Source organism: Chryseobacterium ginsengisoli, assembly GCF_039542325.1.
Lineage (GTDB): Bacteria > Bacteroidota > Bacteroidia > Flavobacteriales > Weeksellaceae > Chryseobacterium > Chryseobacterium ginsengisoli.
Genome location: NZ_BAABHX010000002.1, coordinates 71,526 through 88,424 on the forward strand (window position 1 = coordinate 71,526; position 16,899 = coordinate 88,424).

A 16,899-nucleotide genomic window follows, 5' to 3' on the forward strand; every position below is an offset into this window, starting at 1 on the left:
TTTTTAAATTTACTGTTCTAATTTAATGATAAGATTTTTAAGTTCAATTTCCGAAAGATCGGTTTTTGTTTTTTTATTTACAATTGATTTTAAAGCCAATACATAAGCGGTTTTCAAAGCATTTTCGACACTTACATTTACATCCGGAATCACTCCGATATGATCCCAGTTTTTACCAGAAATTGTTGAAGTTATTTTACCATCCGGAACCAGTAACATATATTTATTTTGAATAAAAAATGGATCGACAGGATTTGCAGCACCGCCGGTTTTTTCTCCGATTACCGTTGCCATTTTTATTTCCTGTAAAAAATACGCCAAAGCTTCTCCTGCAGAGAATGTTTTTCCGCTTGTCAGAAAATAAATGTTTTTATTAAGATATTTTTTACCTAAAACTTTTGATTGAGTTTTGTTTTTAACTGTTTTCCCTGAATTTCGGAAATAGGTTGTGTATAAATCTGTTTTCTTATTAAAAAAATAACTGCAAAATAACAGGAGCATTTCGTTGTCTCCTCCTCCATTTTCCCGCAAATCGATAATTAAAGAATTGGTATTGGCAACAAAATTCATGGTAGATTCTAATACTTTTTCACTGGAATTTGCTTCAGCAAAGCCTTTGTAATTGATATATCCGATATTTCCGGCAAGTCTTTCTACTTTTTCAAAACCGAAATTTTCCAGACTATTATGAAAATTGTTTAATTTTTCATTTTCCTTTATATTGATCTTTTTTTCAGGTGTATAATTTTCTAAATATTTGACAAAAAAGTGCTTATCTTTCGTCACAGTTCTTAGTTTTTGTGTTAAATTTTGCGCAAAATCTTTTTCATTTAACAGGTTAAAATTTCCAGATTTATTCTCACTTTGAAATAATGAATCTATACTTTTAAAAACTTTTTCATCAATATAATTTTGTTTGATTTTATCTGAAATTTCCTTGAGAATTTTTGATTTGTCACTTTGTCCAAATATTGATGAACATAAAAGTATTGAAATTAAAAGAGATGTTTTTTTCATTGAAACGGCATTTATTTTGAGCGAAATTATTCAAATACCAACCGTAAAAATTGTAAAAATGGAAACTTAAATAAAAAACCAGATATTTTTCTGTTCTGTATTCACATTTTCGAAAAACTTTCGGGGCTGAATTTTAGTCAGATCTTTGAAGTCTTTAATGAAATGTGACTGATCGTAGAAAAGGTTTTCATAGGAAAGTTCGGTTAAATTTTTCATATTTTTATTCTGAATCATTAAATTTCTGAAACGCTGAATTTTCCTGAATTCCGAAGCTGATTTTCCCAGATATTTTGTGCAGATTTTGTTTAAATATTGTCTTGTTATCTGATGTTTATAAGCAATTTGTTCAATATTTAATTCGGAGTCAAAATCATTGAAGATTGATTCTATTTTACTTAATTTTTTTTCGTTGAATTTTGAAATCCAATAATTTTCAAGCTTTTCAATTTGTATTTTTCTTTCAGTTTCGTTCAGAATAATTTTCATCAAATCTTTAAAATCAGAGGAAATAATTTCATTTTCTAGAAAGCGGCATTCATTTGATTCGAAAAAATAATAAATTCCTAAAGGTTTAAAATAAATGGTAAGTTCATTGATTGGTTGTTTATAATGAATCTCAACGGGAGAACTACAGCGTGAAACAAAATCAATAAAAATGTTTTCCTCTAAAGACGGAAAAATTTCTACCTTATTTTGATCCCGGAAAAATGAAACATTCTGACAGGCAGAAATAATAAAATAATTGTCCGGAAATGTAAGATAATTCAGATTCTCATTAGATTCATCTTTCGTCATAAAATAATACCCTTCAATATATTTTTTAAGAACAGGATGATTGGGTTTGTAGAAATTAACTTTCATTTCAAAAATAAATTTTTCTTAAAAATGCTTGAAAAGGATAAAAATAGTAACAAAAATAAAATCCGAAGAATAGATTTATGAAAATAAAATTTTGTTAAAAGCTTCCGAAGCCAAATGAACCTGAACCGCCCAATCATCTGCCGCTTCACTTCCTGCATCGTCCGAAATATACTTCAAACAAAGGAAAGGAATTTCTTCTTTCATCGCAATCAAAGCTAAAGGATAAGCTTCCATATCAACAATATTATAAACGGTTTCAGAATGATTCATCTCGAAACTGTCGCCACTTCCGCAGATTCCCTCTGGAAGATCATTTTTCTTTAAACCATACTCCAAAACAGGCGGAATTCCGGAAAGTGGAGTTTCATACAATTGAAATCCCAAACCTCTCACGTCCATATCTCTCTGGATGAACTTTGTACAGCAAACTACATCACCTTTATGAAAATTTTTACTTCCAGCAGAACCAAGATTTACAATTAATTTTGGTTTTGCCCGATGAATTTCTTTGGTTAATTCCATAGCGGCATTTACTTTTCCGATACCTGTAATTAATTTGTTTTTATCATTAAAAACCTTTCCGGCTTCCGAATCCAAAGCAAAAACGAAAAGTGTGTCTTCAATAGGAAATTGTTGTTCGTCGTTTATTTTAATCATGAGAAAAAATGAATTTTTAAATTCACATCAAAAATAGAAAATTGTACGTAATAATCGAATTTTAAAAACGATTAAAACAAAAAGAAAAAAATCCTCAAATTTTGAGGATTTCATTCATTTTATGAAGTCGAGATTAAATGCTGCAACCGTCTGTATCACAAGAATTTTCTCCATTTGAAAGATTCTTTAAGGGAGAAACGGTTTCATCGTAGGTTTGTTGAAGTGCATTTGCAAAAAGTTCAACAGGTTGCGCTCCTGAAACCGCATATTTTCCATTCAGAATAAAAAAAGGAACTCCGGTAACTCCGTTATTTCTTGCTTCTAAAATGTCTTGATTTATATCATAATCAAATTCTTCTGAAGTTAAAATATTTTTTGCTTCTTCGTTATCAATCCCCAAAGAATCGGCAAGAGAAATTAATGTTTCAAGATCTCCAACATTCTTTCCGTCAATGAAATGAGCGATAAAAAGAGCTTCTTCCATTTCGTTTGACTTATTGTATTTTTTCGCTAAATGCAACAGCTTATGAGCTGAAAAAGTATTGGTAATTAATGCTTTATCAAAATGAAAATCAATTCCTGCACCTTTTCCCATTTGTGAAACCTGCCCGATCATCTGCTGAGCCTGAGCTTCAGGAAGACCTTTCTTTTCCTTTAAATATTCAAAAGTATTTTTTGCTTCTTTCGGGTCTAACGTCGGATCAAGCTGAAAACTTTTCCATTCTACTTCCACTTCATCTTTGAAAGGTAGCTTTTCTAACGCCTGTTCAAAATTATTTTTTCCGATATAGCAAAATGGACACATCACATCCGACCAGATTTCTATTTTCATTTTAATTTATTTTAATTGAAATTATGATTAAAGTTAAAATTTTTCTTAAGCTAATTTTATTCTGTTACTGAATATTAAATGAGCAATCAGGGCTAAAACTGCCATTGTCGCTCCAACAAAACAAATACCACTCCATTTTGCATATTGCCAAGCCAAAGAAGCCGTCCAAGTTCCTAATGAACCGCCGATGAAGTAGGAAACCATGTAAACCGTATTCAATCTGTTGACTGCATTTGATTTGATTAAAAAATAATTTGTCTGATTCATAATATGGCTCGATTGTACGCCTAAATCAACCAAAATTACTCCAATGATCAATCCCCAATACGTTTCTCCTGCAAAATAGGTAAATGCCCAACTTCCTAAAACAACCAATAATGAATAAAAAATAATTCTATTTAAATCTAAAAACCTCTGTAATTTACCCACTTTTGCAGCTGCCAAAGCTCCGACTGCTCCTGCTAAACCAAAACTTCCTACAACTGATGAACCTGCATTAAATGGAGATTTTTCCATGTGAAAAACTAAGGTTGTAAATAAAGCACACATCGATCCGAAAGCCATCGCGCCACGAAAAGAAGCCAATCTTAAAACGGGCTGAGTTTTTGCCAAATGAAAGACGGATTTCATTAATTCTTTGTATGTTCCTTTGAAATTGGGCTTTAATTCCGGAAGCATTTTGTAGACTGCAATCCAAACCAGAATCATCATTCCTGCAGCGATTCCGAACATGGCTCTCCATCCCCACATTTCACCAACAATTCCACCAATGAATCTTGATAGAAGAATTCCTAGTAATAAACCAGACATTACAGTTCCAATATTGGAAGATTTTTCTTTGTCAGACGACAATTCTGCGGCGATGGGAATAAACAACTGCGGAATTACGGAAGTTACTCCGATCAATAAACTTGCTGCATATAACATCCACAATTCCTGAGCGAAAGTCATCCAAAGTAACGAGGCAAAAACTAAAACGAGATCGATTAAAATTAATTTTTTACGTAAAAATTTATCACCTAAAGGAACGATTAATAATAATCCCGCTGCATAACCCAACTGGGTAAGAACAGAAATTTTACTTGCTGCACTTTCAGGAACGTTCAATTCCTTTGCAATGAGTCCCAGCAAAGGCTGGTTATAATAATTGTTTGCCACGACAAGCCCTGAAATAACGGACATCAACCAAATCACAGTACGCGAAATACCGCTGGTAGAATTCAACTGCATATTAAAAATTTGGTGCAAATTTAGTAATAGAATTAATGAATTTCACTGTATTTCGAATTGTTAATCATTAAATGACAGATTAATGGAATCAATCGGAAATAGTAAAATTTTTCAAGTTGCTGAAAGATAATGTTTCATGCTAAAAAGAGAGATCAAAATATCAAGATAACAAGTTTAATTTATAAAATTAGGCTTTAACCTTTTGTTGCTGCATCAAAAACTCTTAAGAAATTTCCTCCTCCGATTTTTCCGATCTCATCTTCCGAAAAACCTGTTTTTAATAAAGCATCAATTACTGTAAAATAGAAACCTTCTTTTTGGTCTTTCCATGCAAGATTGGTTCGTTCGCCTACTCTCTCACCTTTTTTCTTATTGGAATTTTCTTTTTGATTACCTTGATTTCCACTAGGTTTTGGTCTTGATTCGTTTGGAGAATGATAAGCTGGAGTCAGTTTTGTATCGGTTCCTATGCAGACATGATCAACGCCAATCACATCAACCAAAGCTCTTATATTTTGAGCATATTCTAAAGGTGAATCTGCCAAATGCGTCCAAACTCCGATAACACCGCCTGAATCTGCAACAATTTTTGCCTGTTCTTTGCTGATCAGTCTCGGTTTCATCATTTTAGCCATAAATTCATTATTTCCCAATTGCGTATCTAGTCCGGTGTGGGAAATCAGGACAGGTTTTTTAGTGATTTTAAGAGCAGCGTCGATTGTCTCGTTATTGGCATGAGCAAGATCAATTAAAATTCCTAATTCATTGCATTTTTTGATAATATCTGAGCCGAAAGAAGTGAGACCTCCAAATTGGGGAGGATTGGTGTAAACATCTCCCAATGGTACAGAAGCATCGTGATCATGGAGCAAACCAAGCTGTCGCAACCCTCTTTCGTAAGCAATATTTAATCGTTCTAATTTCCCTTCCAAAAAATGTCCGCCTTCAACAGACTGAATGACCGTCGGAATTTGTTTTTTATGAAAAGTTTGTATGTCTGATAAATTCACAGAACGTTTCATTCCATTTGTTTCCAGTTTTTTATCCATTGCATCCAATCCTGAGATAAATCTGTTGTATGCATCTCCGGAGTTTTCCAGTTTTTGATAATCCACAGCAAAAGTCATACTGATTGCCGATAAACCGGATTTTTTCATTTCACCGATCAAGTCTACTTTTGGACCGGGAAGTTCTGCGGGATTTAACGGAACATCAATATGATTATGAGTATCGATTCCTATTGTTTTTGCTACAATCTTTGCCACTCTCGGATCTATTTCCTGAATTGTCCATGATAATAAAGGGCTTAACATAAGCATTGCTCCCGCTCCGCTCAAAGTTGTTATGAATTTTTTGCGAGACCATTGCTGTGAAGAGTTTTCCATAAATTTATTCTAGTTTTTGATTAATAGTTTTTAACAAAGAATTTACCTTAGTCAATCGATTACACTTTTTTGATAGATTTTAGTTTAAAATGTTAAAGAAGATTTGGAAATAATTTTACGTTTACAGTTTTCATCGCTTTTAACGATGATTTGTACCGAAAAAAAACGTTTTAGAGATTTAGAAATAATGAAGAACTTTGCAGTATGAAAATTATACCATTAAAAGAAGGAAATTTTTCTACCAGTAAAACAAAAGATTTTACTTTATTAACAGAAGAAAATTTCGATACAATTAAAGGAATTAAAATGTCTGTCACTCCTTTTTTAATCATTACAGAAAAGGATATTATACTTTTGGACGCAGGAATCGGATGGAAAAATGAGAACGGAAAAACGGTGATTTCTGAAATTCTTGAAAAGGAAAATATTTTTCCAAATCAAATAACTAAAGTATTGCTTTCACATCTTCATAAAGATCATATAGAAACGACGATTACAAGGACTGAAAAAGGTTTTGAAGCAACTTTTCCAAATGCAGAAATTTATATTCAAAAACGTGAATTAGATTTTGCCATGGAAAATCGCGGAAATCATTCTTTTGATTTTGATACGCTTGAAAAGCTTATTGAGCTTGATAATATTGTCTGGATGGATGAAGATAAAGGCTCAATTACAGACGAAATTTCTTTTGAAGTTGTCGGTGATCACACTCCTTTCATGCAGGTTTTCTGGATTAAGGAAAATAATGAAACTGTTTTTTACGGAGCCGATGATCTTCCACAGGAATCTTATTTAAAATATCATCTTGCTTACAAAAGTGATTTTGACGGCAGAAAAGCAATGGAACTCAGAATAAAATGGCAAGAAGAAGCAATTAAAAATCATTGGAAAGTCTTGCTGTACCACGATCTTGAAAAAGCTGTTTTAGAATTTTAAATAAAAAAATGGTTTAAAGATCATTAAACCACTTATAAATATCAACTTCTGAAGCAATATTCAGTTTTTTTCTAAGCCTGTTCTTTCTGTTCTGAATGGCTTTTGGAGTTACGAACGTGTACGTTGCAATTTCTTTGGTTGTTAGATTTAATTTTAAATAAATACAAAAAATCAATTCAGAGTTTTTAAGATTTGGCTGAATCGCGGATAATTTTTTGAAAAAATCCGGATCAACTAACCTGAATTTGTTCAACAGACGAGGAGAATTCTCTTTTGCCAGTGCTAAAATTTCGTCTTGTACAAAAATCTTTTGGTTTAAATCTTCTAAATTGAATTCAGTTTTTTCGTTTTTCATAATTTTTTTCTCATCGCTACAAATTTCTGTTGCTTTCTGATAAGCTCCAGTATCAAATCTCTCTTCTCATTTACTTCATCTCTAAGCCCTATTAACTCTATATTTATGAAGTCCTTTATAGTTAATATTTTATCATTTTGAAAACATATACCTACTTACGTTTTTTTTTCTTTTTTGGATTTAAGATTAAAAATATTTTCGCAAAAATTGTGACAACATTTTTAGGCAAAGACAAAGAAATAAAAAATGATTAAAATTTCCCTGAATTACAATACCACATAGATACCACGTCAGGTTTTAATTCTTCATTTCTTCTTTCGCGTGCATGCCTTTTATTTATTTACAAATCTAGAGGTTTCTTGTACTGTTTTTTTATGATTACAATCAATAGAATTTAAAAAAAAGGATGTTTTCACAATAAAATATTCAAAATCATTCCTGTGTGATTTTAAGAATAAATCTTTTATGGTATATCTGTGGTATTATAATTATAAAAAGAGATTGAACTATTTTATAAGTTCTAATTATAAATAACAAAACCAATACTGTTGAATTTTATGATTAAATAATAATTCCACAATATTGGTTAATATATAACAGTCTGAAGTTTATATTGACTAATTATAATCCGTTTGATTTTCAACGAATTTCAGGTTTTGAAGAAAATCATTACAACCTTTAAAGTCGAAATAATTATTTTTGAGTAATTCGACTTGGTATTGTAGGGGAAGATATTGTCCCCATTTTGAGAAATTGATCATAGATGGTTTTTCCTCAAGAAGTTCAGTTAATATATTGTCCAAATCGATATTATTCAGATTAATATCTTTCAAAATTTCTACAAGATCAACTGTCGGATTTTTGATATTTAAAGTACTGTTATCATCAAAAATAACATTTTCAACTCCTAATCGGTTCAAAATAAATCCTAAAGTTTTATTGATTTTTGAACTTGTAAAAGTATAGAAAGTAATATAATTATTACTAAACAATATAGCCCGGTCTGTTTTTATATTCTTAATTTTAAAAATGGAAAAATCTTTTCTTAAAGCACGGATAATTTCAGAGCCTATCATATCAAGAAAATCAAATTCTTCATTTGAAATAAGGATCTCAAGCATTTTTTCTCTTATTTCATGAGCTACATTTACTTTATCACTTTCAAAAATTGGCTTTCTCCCACTATTAGTCGGAACTACTTCAATTTTCTTTGTTTTAAGATCAATATCCTTAATCTTCCAAATTCTTGCAGAAAGATAGATATTCTTATCTATTTCAATTTGTGGAGACAAAGGCAACTCCCCAATTTTCACTCCCTGACTTGAAACCTTAAAAAAGACATCAGTATGAAAAAGGCTGTAAAAATCTCTGTGATTCACTACTTTTTCTCCATCAGTTCCAATGATGTATTCATTTCCTAATTTTTCTAAAAAATTAATTTTAATAAGGTGATCAATAATATCTTCAATCTCTTCTTTTTCTATTGATGAAAAAGTAGAGTTACTCATCAGTTCTTTCAAAAGCTGAGATAAAGAAATTCCGGAAGCCCCTTTCATAATTGATAAAAGCTGATGAAGCAAAACATCATACGGTTTTTTATTAACAGGAATTGGTTCAATATAATGTTCCTGATACAAAAGCCAGCATGCCAAAGACTGAAGTAAGCTCCAAGGATTTGTCGCATAAAGAAAAAGATTGCTGGATTTACCTTCTCTTCGTCCACTTCGCCCAACTCTCTGAATTAAAGAGGCAATACTGTGTGTCGCATCGATTTGTACAACTTCGTCTACATTTCCGATATCAATTCCCAGTTCTAAAGTTGAAGTACACGAAATACAAAAGTTTTGAAGAGTACTGTTTTTGGCAAAAAATTCAACATATTCCCGAACTTCCTTATCAATAGAAGAATGATGTGAAAAATAATTTTTATGTCCGCCAGCTTTTTCTGAAATTGATTTCAATCTTACAGCAACTTCTTCCACTTTTCCTCTTGCATTTGGAAAAATCAAAACTTTACTGTCTTTTGTTGATAGATATAAATCTTTTAAAAGATCTGATGGAATTTCCTGAGAAAGAGATCCGTCAAAATATTTGAAGGCGGCATTTATTGGTTTTGGAGTTATGTCCCGAATAATTTTCGTGTTTTCCGGATTTCCCAAAAATTCTTTCAATTCAATATAATTATTTGCATCACTTACCGTTGCAGAAAGCCCGACAATATTGAATTTTTTATTATTAATTCGCTTCAATCGATTCAATAAAGACTGTAGTTGAATTCCACGATCAGAACCTAAAAAGGAATGAATTTCATCTATAACGATATATTCCAGATTTGAAAATAAATGCCGAACATTATATGGCTTATTCAGGAACATAGCTTCAATTGATTCCGGAGTGATCAAAACGATACCTTCCGGATTTTTCAGAAGTCTGTCCTTTGCTCCTTTTGAGGCTTCACCGTGCCATTTTGTAACGGGAACGTCCAAGTATTCGCAGAGTTTTTCGACTCTTGTAAATTGGTCGTTTATCAAAGCGATCAAAGGTGAAATGTAGAGCACTTTTACACCTTGCTCTTTAAAATTTACCTTAGATAAAATCGGAAGAAAGGCAGCCTCAGTTTTACCCGAAGCTGTTCTCGATATCAAAACATAATTGTTATCTGTTGCTAAAATTCTTTCAATTGCTCTTTCTTGAATTGGTCTTAAGCTTTCCCATCTTTTGTCCCAAATATACTTTTTAATGGGTGTTGAAAGTAGTTGTACAGCACTCATATTTCTTCAATGCTATCCATCAAAATGGTATCTTTTGGTCTTTCGTCAGAAATTTCAATGTCTCCGAAAAGTTGTCTTTTATCAACTTCAGGATTTTGTCTTATGATATTTAAAATATTCAGAAAATCTCTGATGACTTCTCTTGGCGTCAAAAATTCTGAAGCTCCTGGTTTATTGAACATTTGCTCCATAAAGGCAGAAATTTCTTCATCGGTGATATTCAGTTCTATTTTGTAATTGAAATCGAAAATCAGCTTTAGTTTTTTAAGTAAAACAAAAATTTCATTGTGATTTAAAGGCATTAATTTAATAACCGGCTGCGCAAAATCACGAATTTCCATCGTTTCAAATTTATTACTTTCCAATCTTGATTTTAAAGCCTGATAACTGAAAAGCCCTCTCCTTTCGTTTTCCAAAAACTCTTTTGTTCCGGCAAAATTGATGAATAAATTGGAAATTTTCCCCTGAAAACAATCATTATAAATCGATAAAATTTTCTCGTAATTTTTTTCTCTTGCGGCGGCTGTAGAAATTTTATATAGATTAATCGCTTCATCGAGATTGATCATAAAACCGCTGTAACCCATACTCACAAATAGTTTGCAGAAGTTTTTCAACATATCATAATAATTGGAATCGTTGATGATTTCCCTTACGCCAAGATCCTGTCTTGCTTCGGTTTTGGTTTTATACTCTCCTTTCAGCCATTTTAGAGCATTCCGGCGCAATAGTTCATCATTTTTGATGTAACCTTCATAATATTTCACGATGACAGAGCCGAAATCAAATCCGCCGACTTCTGTAATTTCGTTCACCGTTTTCATAATAGAATTTTGAATCAGATTTAAATATTGCTCGTTTCTGATTTCCATTAAAGAAATATTGTTTTCCTCGGCTGTTTTTGTAATGACCTGCTCGATCCATTTTTCAAGTAAAGTTGACAAAGCACCACCTTCAGGCTTGGTCTGGATGGCAATATTATCCATGATTACGGAGTATAAAATCACACTTTTACCATCATTTGAATATAATCTGTTATCCGGTGTAAAATCTGCGTTGGCAACGACAAATTTTTGTTTTAAAGCCACCGTATTTAAAAGATGAAGCATAAAAGATTTTCCGCTTCCAAAATCTCCGATCCAGAATTTTGCGAGACTATGTCCGTTTTTCACATCTTCCAGCGAACTGATAAATGCTGTGATTTCTTCGGATCTTCCTACCGTAATATGCTGAACTCCGATTTTCGGTACAACGCCGCTTACCAGAGAATTAATGATAGATGTGGCTTCTTTTGGTTTAATATTGTCAATCATTGTTTAAAAGTTTTTTGTAATAATCTGTGTTAATTGTAAAATATTCATCCTCTTCCTCAATCAGAATATCATCAAGAATTTCATAGCATTTTTCATTAATCGATTCTATGGTTGATCCTGCGAACATATTCTTAGATTTAATAAACTCTTCAAAATCAGTCTGTAAAATAGTGAAACTTTGTTTTTCAAATGAGTCTAAAACTTCTTTTTGAATATCTGTTAATCCTAATTCTTCAAGGTATTTTGAAATTTGAGGTTCAGGTTTTTTATTGGTTATATTGATTGTTAATTCATCTTTATTTATGGTTTCTTCAGCTTTTATGGAAGTATTTTCATCTTCAAAATCATCATCCAGAAGTCTTCCCAAAATATCTGCAGTTTCGGAATGTTGCGACTGAATATTTTTAATCGCTTCCGCATCTATGGTGATTTTTTTTCTTTTTGGAAGATAAATCTGATTTACCTTTTCAATTGCCGTTTCCAGATTTCTAGTCACAACAAATTCACTTAAAATTTTCTCAAAATCATTAAGTTGTTCTGCCGTCGAAAACAAACTTTTCTGGATGGTTTGAGTAAGCTGCTTTTTGCTGAATTTAGAAGAGTTTAAGTCTTTATCCAGATAATGAATGTAAAGTCTCAGTGCGCAGTTTTTGTCTAATCCTGAAACAAATTTCGAGGCTTCAAAAAAGATGGTATCCAACGACGGATTTTTTACATTTACTTCTGCCAATCTGAAAATTTCGCGCTCAAAAGCTATGGAATTGGAATAATCTTCTTTAATTACATCAAACTTTGTTTTCCAGCGATTGGTGTTTGTTTCATTAAGAATTATATTGGTTTTATAGTCTGCATCGAGAACCTGAAACTGATTTTCAACTAAAAAAACTTCAATTTTTGAAACGATTTTTTTGTTGTATTTATCTAAAATATCAGAATTATTGTAATTGAAATCTGTATTAATCTTTCTTTTTATTCCATACACTTCACGAACATTATTTTCACATAATTTTAAAATATGGTTAAAAATTTCCGTTTGTACAGAGTCGAAAGTATATTTATAATTTAAGCTCTCTTTTTTATAATTATACTGAAGCACAACAATGATTTCCGATAATTCATCAATCACTGTTGCATACGATTTATTTACGGGAATGCAGTTTTGATAAAGATATTCTACAGTTCTTAAAAATTGCTTGACGATTTGAATTTTGCAGTATTCAATCTCATTAAAAACATTATTGGCAAAAGAAAGTTTATCTAAAAGCTTAATCTGTTCTTCATTAAGATTAAGTTTTCGCGTGTATTTTTTTCCAATTTTCCATGATTCTGTTGTTGGATTTGTATTTTGATTTACAATATTGATAGAAATATTTTCCTGAATTGGGAAATTAACTCCAAAATCGATCGGAATATCTGCATTTCCTGACACATCAATAATGGAATCATCACGAAAAGATGTGCTGTTGATCATAGGAATTTCATTATTTACGGGTGAAATTTCTGTAAAAGTTTTCCCATCAATTGCACTGAAAATATCAGCTTCATGAATCAAAACAATCGTATGTCCCGATTTTCTTAATTCCAAAGCTTTTTCAACTTTTCTGCCGTAACAGGAATAGCTCCAGCAAGCATTATTTGTAGAACCAATGATAAGATAATCAGTCTTTTTTGAAATTGAATTTACAGAAATTCCTCCCTGATCCTGAATGGCTTTCTGAAGTTCACTTCTCGAACCTCGGTTTAAAATTCCTGTAACGCAGAAGGTTTTACCGTCAAAAATAATTTCAGGATTTACAGCACAGATTCCCGTAATATTTACATCCGCAGTGTCACGTTCGATTTTCTGTGCAACTTCTGTGTTTTTTATTTCAACAAACTGTTTGATAAAAGCCGTTAAAACAGTTCTTTCGTCTTCCGTAATTATTTTATCTTCCACAATGGATAAAACGAGACTGCGGATTTCATCATAAGGATAATAAGAACTCAAATGTTTGTTCTCCGAAAGCCAGTCATGAAGTTTAAAAATTTCTTCATCACTTAAAATCCCGTCCGCCAAAATCCCATGGAAAATTCCTTGTAAAAGCTGAAGATCAGAAGTGATTCCGTTGTAATAGATGCTGTTATGTTCATATTTTTGGCAAAGCCAGTATAAATCTTCAACCGCTTCTTTGGTAGGAATTTCGTTGGAAGCCGTGTTTTCGATTAAAATCATGAACTCACGGAAAGGATTTCTGTTGACCAGATCATAATGTTCTTGAGCCCATAATCTGAGTTCTTCCATTTCCTTGGCGTCGATTATATCGTCCGAAATAATCCCTAACAGAAGACCTTTTAAAGAATTGATTGCTTTATCTGCTCTTGCTTTGGTCGTAACAATCTGTAAGTCCGAGTTTTCGAAATTAGTCATCTTAAATAAAATTGAGTAATTGGGTTATTAGTTTTAATTGATATTAAAATTAATTCAATACTCTAATATAACAATATTATAATTACTCAAAATTATCTAAAATTGAAAAATATCGATTACGGTTTTCCGTAAGTTAAATTATTTATCTAATTCTTTCTGAAATGCTTCAATATATTTCGCCAAATGAATTCCATCTGCCAAACCGTGATGCGCTTCAATGGAAACCGGCATCATTTTTCTTCCTTCACGAATGGTAAATTTTCCGAATGCTATCTTAGGAATGCATTCTTTCGGATCAAAATTGGTTGGATGCAAGATAGTTGAAAATGAATTCCAAGGAATGGCTGTGTGTCGGATATGATTGATTGGTAAAACATCATTGCTGATTCCTAATCCCACTGAATTCTGGACAGACTTTATTTCTTTTTGCAATTCTTCATTAAAAGTTTCAAAATTTTCCGAATAATGAAAAAACGAAAACCCAAATGTTCCGTCGGGTCTTCCAATTGTTCCTCCAACGTGAACTTCATCATACAAAATCACTTTTCCGTCAACAATTCTGAGCTTTAATTCATCAACAGTATTGATGGCAACCATTGATTTATAAAGATAAACAGCATAAAAAGATTTGCCTTCTTCTTTGGCTTTATCATAAGCTTTCGTGCAGTCTACCTCCGTTGTAAATCCGAAAAACGGACTTTTCATCTTGGAAAAAAATTCAAAATGTTCCTTCCTGTTCCAGCTTTCAATATCTATTACCTTCATTGATTTATTTTTTGCAAATTTCCGTAAGTTTTATCGATTTTAAAAATTGCAGCAAAGAAATTTTAATTATAAAGCATGTTGAAATTTATAATCAGAAGGGTTAATTTTCATTTGCTTTTTAAAATAATTGGTCAGATGACTTTCATCTGTAAATCCGAATTCAAAAGCAATTTGTTTCATGGTCATTTGTCCTGCCTGAATTCTTCTTTCAATTAATTTCAGTTTGTAATCTGTGATATATTTTCTGTAAGAAACTTCGAAATTCCTTTTAAAATAAGCTCCGAAATATGTTTCAGAAATATTAAAATGTTTGGAAATCACATTAATTCTGATCAGTTCCGGACTATAAATATTTTGATGAATGTAGGAAATAAGATCATCTTTTTTTATCGTTCCGCTTTCTAGATTGATATTTAAAAATTTTGCAGAAGCTTCACGAATCAGACCAAACAATGATAAAATCTGGAAAAACATGATCGAAGAATCTGAAACTTTGTGAAATTTATTGTACTCAATAATATTTTCGACTGTCTTTTTCAGAATTGTTTTACAAGGTTCGTCGAAAACTAATTTTTCTTCCTTTAATAAGTGATTTCGCATAATATCAACCGGAGAAGTCGTTGTAAGATTGTCCGGTGAAAGATGTTTGTTGGTTTCGAAATAACTGTCATTGAACTTAATAAAGCAAAATTTGGTTGATTTTTTGATGTTAAAAAAATGCTCATCGTCGGGAGAAATCAAATAAAGATCTCCTGATTTATAAGGAACTACAAGTTTATTAATATGATGATTTCCACAGCCTTTGAAAATATAGATCATTTCATAATAAGTATGACTGTGTTTCGGAAATGGAAAAACAGATGTTTCAAAAGTATCAATTTCTAAAGGTTCAAACTGTTTACGTTTCATAGCTTAAAATTACAATATGTTAAACGATTTTTACAACCTTGAAATAGATTTTTTTGACAAAATTTGTACAAGCCTTTAATAATTCATTTAAATGATATTAAAGGTTAATTTTTTATCATTAAAAATATAAAAAAAATATGGAATACAGAAAATTAGGAAACAGTGATTTAGAAGTTTCAGCCATCACTTTTGGAGCTTGGGCTGCAGGAGGATGGATGTGGGGAAGCACAGATAGAAATGAAGCCATTGAAGCCATAAAAGCTTCTTACGATGTTGGAGTGACTTCAATTGATACCGCTCCGATCTACGGACAGGGAACAAGCGAAGAAATTGTTGGTGAGGCGATAAAAGGAATTTCCCGGGACAAAGTTCAGATTTTGACAAAATTTGGAATGAGATGGGATCTTGCAAAAGGTGATTTCGCAATGCACAGCAAGGATAATGACGGAAAAGATATAGATGTTTACAAATTTGCAGGAAAAGACAGCATCATTTATGAATGTGAACAGAGTTTGAAAAGACTAAGAACAGATTATATCGATTTGTACCAAATTCACTGGCCGGATTCTACGACTCCGATTGATGAAACTTTTGAAGCGGTTTCAAGATTAATTGAACAGGGAAAAGTACGTTTTGCAGGAGTTTGTAACTATAATGCCCAACAAATGGCAGAAGCTGAAAAGACTTTAAAATTAGTTTCAAACCAGATTCCTTTCAGTATGGTGAATCGTGGGATTGAAGAAGAAACTGTTCCTTATTGCATTGAAAATAATAAATCGATTTTAGCTTACAGTCCTTTAGAAAGAGGATTATTAACAGGAAAAATCCACAATGGTTATAAATTTCAGGAAGGAGATCACCGTGCAAATCACAAGCATTTTCAACCTGAATTTATAGAAAAAACGAATCAGCTTTTAGATAAAATCAAACCGATTGCAGAACAACATAACGCGACTTTAGGACAATTGGTTCTGCGTTGGACGATCGAAAGACCGGGAATTACAATTGCTTTGGCTGGAGCAAGAAATGCAGAACAGGCGGTTCAGAATGCAAAAGCTATTGATATTAATTTAACTAAAGAAGAATTAACTAAGATTGACGAATTGGTTAATAATTTTAATTAATGTGAATTTTGATAGTAAAAAATGAAAAAAAGAAACAATAAATATCATCTTGAGCTTAAAGAAGTATCATTAAAAGATGGTTCTGAAGCTGGAAAAACACTAGAATTTGAATTTGAAAATCATGACGATTTATTTCAAATCTTTGATGTAATAAAATATAGGAAAGTTTTTGATAACGAACAGACTGCACAAGAATTTGCTTTAGGCTTAAAACTTTTTACAGAAGTGATGCTTAAAAATAAACAGCATCCTTTATTTGAAGAATTAAGACCGGCAATTATGGAATTTATGAAAAAACTGAAAAGCCAGTAAATCAATTTTAATCTAAACAAATTTA

At 31.7% G+C, this 16,899-nt stretch carries 15 protein-coding genes; 3 read left to right on the forward strand and 12 right to left on the reverse strand.

The genetic code is table 11. The features are described from left to right. Positions 1-9: 9 nt before the first annotated feature. The 6 genes from ABD940_RS05345 to ABD940_RS05370 form a co-directional block, all read right to left on the reverse strand. Positions 10-1,017, reverse strand: coding sequence for a S41 family peptidase (locus ABD940_RS05345; protein ID WP_345200807.1), 1,008 nt, complete (start codon positions 1,015-1,017; stop codon positions 10-12). A 66-nt stretch (positions 1,018-1,083) separates the two neighbouring features. After that, entirely contained in the window at positions 1,084-1,878 is a 795-nt protein-coding gene (locus ABD940_RS05350) for a helix-turn-helix domain-containing protein (RefSeq protein ID WP_345200809.1), read from the reverse strand. A gap of 75 nt (positions 1,879-1,953) precedes the next feature. Then, positions 1,954-2,535 carry a 5'-methylthioadenosine/S-adenosylhomocysteine nucleosidase family protein gene (locus ABD940_RS05355; protein WP_345200810.1) on the reverse strand — a complete coding sequence of 194 codons (582 nt, stop codon included), beginning with the start codon at positions 2,533-2,535 and terminating at the stop codon, positions 1,954-1,956. 133 nt (positions 2,536-2,668) lie between these two features. Next, a complete protein-coding gene (locus ABD940_RS05360; RefSeq protein ID WP_345200811.1) occupies positions 2,669-3,367 on the reverse strand; it encodes a DsbA family oxidoreductase in 699 nt (232 codons plus the stop codon). A gap of 45 nt (positions 3,368-3,412) precedes the next feature. Further along, positions 3,413-4,597, reverse strand: a complete 1,185-nt coding sequence (locus tag ABD940_RS05365) for an MFS transporter (RefSeq protein ID WP_345200812.1) — start codon at positions 4,595-4,597, stop codon at positions 3,413-3,415. Positions 4,598-4,791: 194 nt separating this feature from the next. Beyond that, complete coding sequence (locus tag ABD940_RS05370; RefSeq protein WP_345200814.1) at positions 4,792-5,982, reverse strand: dipeptidase; 1,191 nt, start codon at positions 5,980-5,982, stop codon at positions 4,792-4,794. Between the two features lie 204 nt (positions 5,983-6,186). Between ABD940_RS05370 and ABD940_RS05375 the strand changes: the two genes are divergently transcribed. After that, positions 6,187-6,918, forward strand: a complete 732-nt coding sequence (locus tag ABD940_RS05375) for an MBL fold metallo-hydrolase (RefSeq protein ID WP_345200816.1) — start codon at positions 6,187-6,189, stop codon at positions 6,916-6,918. Positions 6,919-6,931: 13 nt separating this feature from the next. On the opposite strand, the gene ABD940_RS05380 is transcribed toward ABD940_RS05375, so the two are convergent. The 6 genes from ABD940_RS05380 to ABD940_RS05405 form a co-directional block, all read right to left on the reverse strand. Then, positions 6,932-7,273, reverse strand: coding sequence for a helix-turn-helix transcriptional regulator (locus tag ABD940_RS05380; RefSeq protein WP_345200817.1), 342 nt, complete (start codon positions 7,271-7,273; stop codon positions 6,932-6,934). Positions 7,274-7,890: 617 nt separating this feature from the next. Beyond that, a complete protein-coding gene (locus ABD940_RS05385; RefSeq protein ID WP_345200818.1) occupies positions 7,891-10,044 on the reverse strand; it encodes a DEAD/DEAH box helicase in 2,154 nt (717 codons plus the stop codon). Continuing rightward, positions 10,041-11,357, reverse strand: a complete 1,317-nt coding sequence (locus tag ABD940_RS05390) for an ATP-binding protein (protein ID WP_345200819.1) — start codon at positions 11,355-11,357, stop codon at positions 10,041-10,043. The genes ABD940_RS05385 and ABD940_RS05390 overlap by 4 nt, the downstream gene beginning before the upstream one ends. After that, entirely contained in the window at positions 11,350-13,764 is a 2,415-nt protein-coding gene (locus ABD940_RS05395) for a tellurite resistance TerB C-terminal domain-containing protein (protein ID WP_345200820.1), read from the reverse strand. The genes ABD940_RS05390 and ABD940_RS05395 overlap by 8 nt, the downstream gene beginning before the upstream one ends. A 138-nt stretch (positions 13,765-13,902) precedes the next feature. Next, on the reverse strand, positions 13,903-14,529 hold the full coding sequence (locus tag ABD940_RS05400; RefSeq protein WP_345200821.1) for a CatA-like O-acetyltransferase: 627 nt from the start codon (positions 14,527-14,529) through the stop codon (positions 13,903-13,905). A gap of 66 nt (positions 14,530-14,595) precedes the next feature. Continuing rightward, positions 14,596-15,438, reverse strand: coding sequence for an AraC family transcriptional regulator (locus ABD940_RS05405; protein WP_345200822.1), 843 nt, complete (start codon positions 15,436-15,438; stop codon positions 14,596-14,598). A 137-nt stretch (positions 15,439-15,575) separates the two neighbouring features. On the opposite strand from ABD940_RS05405, the gene ABD940_RS05410 reads away from it, so the two are divergent. Next, complete coding sequence (locus ABD940_RS05410) at positions 15,576-16,562, forward strand: aldo/keto reductase (RefSeq protein WP_345200823.1); 987 nt, start codon at positions 15,576-15,578, stop codon at positions 16,560-16,562. Between the two features lie 21 nt (positions 16,563-16,583). Further along, entirely contained in the window at positions 16,584-16,874 is a 291-nt protein-coding gene (locus ABD940_RS05415; RefSeq protein WP_345200824.1) for a DUF3861 domain-containing protein, read from the forward strand. Positions 16,875-16,899: the final 25 nt, after the last annotated feature.

Excerpts from the sequence above, each read along its gene's own strand:
- ABD940_RS05345 (WP_345200807.1), bottom strand. The coding sequence starts at position 1,017 with ATGAAAAAAACATCTCTTTTAATTTCAATACTTTTATGTTCATCAATA.
- ABD940_RS05350 (WP_345200809.1), bottom strand. The coding sequence starts at position 1,878 with ATGAAAGTTAATTTCTACAAACCCAATCATCCTGTTCTTAAAAAATAT.
- ABD940_RS05355 (WP_345200810.1), bottom strand. The coding sequence starts at position 2,535 with ATGATTAAAATAAACGACGAACAACAATTTCCTATTGAAGACACACTT.
- ABD940_RS05360 (WP_345200811.1), bottom strand. The coding sequence starts at position 3,367 with ATGAAAATAGAAATCTGGTCGGATGTGATGTGTCCATTTTGCTATATC.
- ABD940_RS05365 (WP_345200812.1), bottom strand. The coding sequence starts at position 4,597 with ATGCAGTTGAATTCTACCAGCGGTATTTCGCGTACTGTGATTTGGTTG.
- ABD940_RS05370 (WP_345200814.1), bottom strand. The coding sequence starts at position 5,982 with ATGGAAAACTCTTCACAGCAATGGTCTCGCAAAAAATTCATAACAACT.
- ABD940_RS05375 (WP_345200816.1), top strand. The coding sequence starts at position 6,187 with ATGAAAATTATACCATTAAAAGAAGGAAATTTTTCTACCAGTAAAACA.
- ABD940_RS05380 (WP_345200817.1), bottom strand. The coding sequence starts at position 7,273 with ATGAAAAACGAAAAAACTGAATTCAATTTAGAAGATTTAAACCAAAAG.
- ABD940_RS05385 (WP_345200818.1), bottom strand. The coding sequence starts at position 10,044 with ATGAGTGCTGTACAACTACTTTCAACACCCATTAAAAAGTATATTTGG.
- ABD940_RS05390 (WP_345200819.1), bottom strand. The coding sequence starts at position 11,357 with ATGATTGACAATATTAAACCAAAAGAAGCCACATCTATCATTAATTCT.
- ABD940_RS05395 (WP_345200820.1), bottom strand. The coding sequence starts at position 13,764 with ATGACTAATTTCGAAAACTCGGACTTACAGATTGTTACGACCAAAGCA.
- ABD940_RS05400 (WP_345200821.1), bottom strand. The coding sequence starts at position 14,529 with ATGAAGGTAATAGATATTGAAAGCTGGAACAGGAAGGAACATTTTGAA.
- ABD940_RS05405 (WP_345200822.1), bottom strand. The coding sequence starts at position 15,438 with ATGAAACGTAAACAGTTTGAACCTTTAGAAATTGATACTTTTGAAACA.
- ABD940_RS05410 (WP_345200823.1), top strand. The coding sequence starts at position 15,576 with ATGGAATACAGAAAATTAGGAAACAGTGATTTAGAAGTTTCAGCCATC.
- ABD940_RS05415 (WP_345200824.1), top strand. The coding sequence starts at position 16,584 with ATGAAAAAAAGAAACAATAAATATCATCTTGAGCTTAAAGAAGTATCA.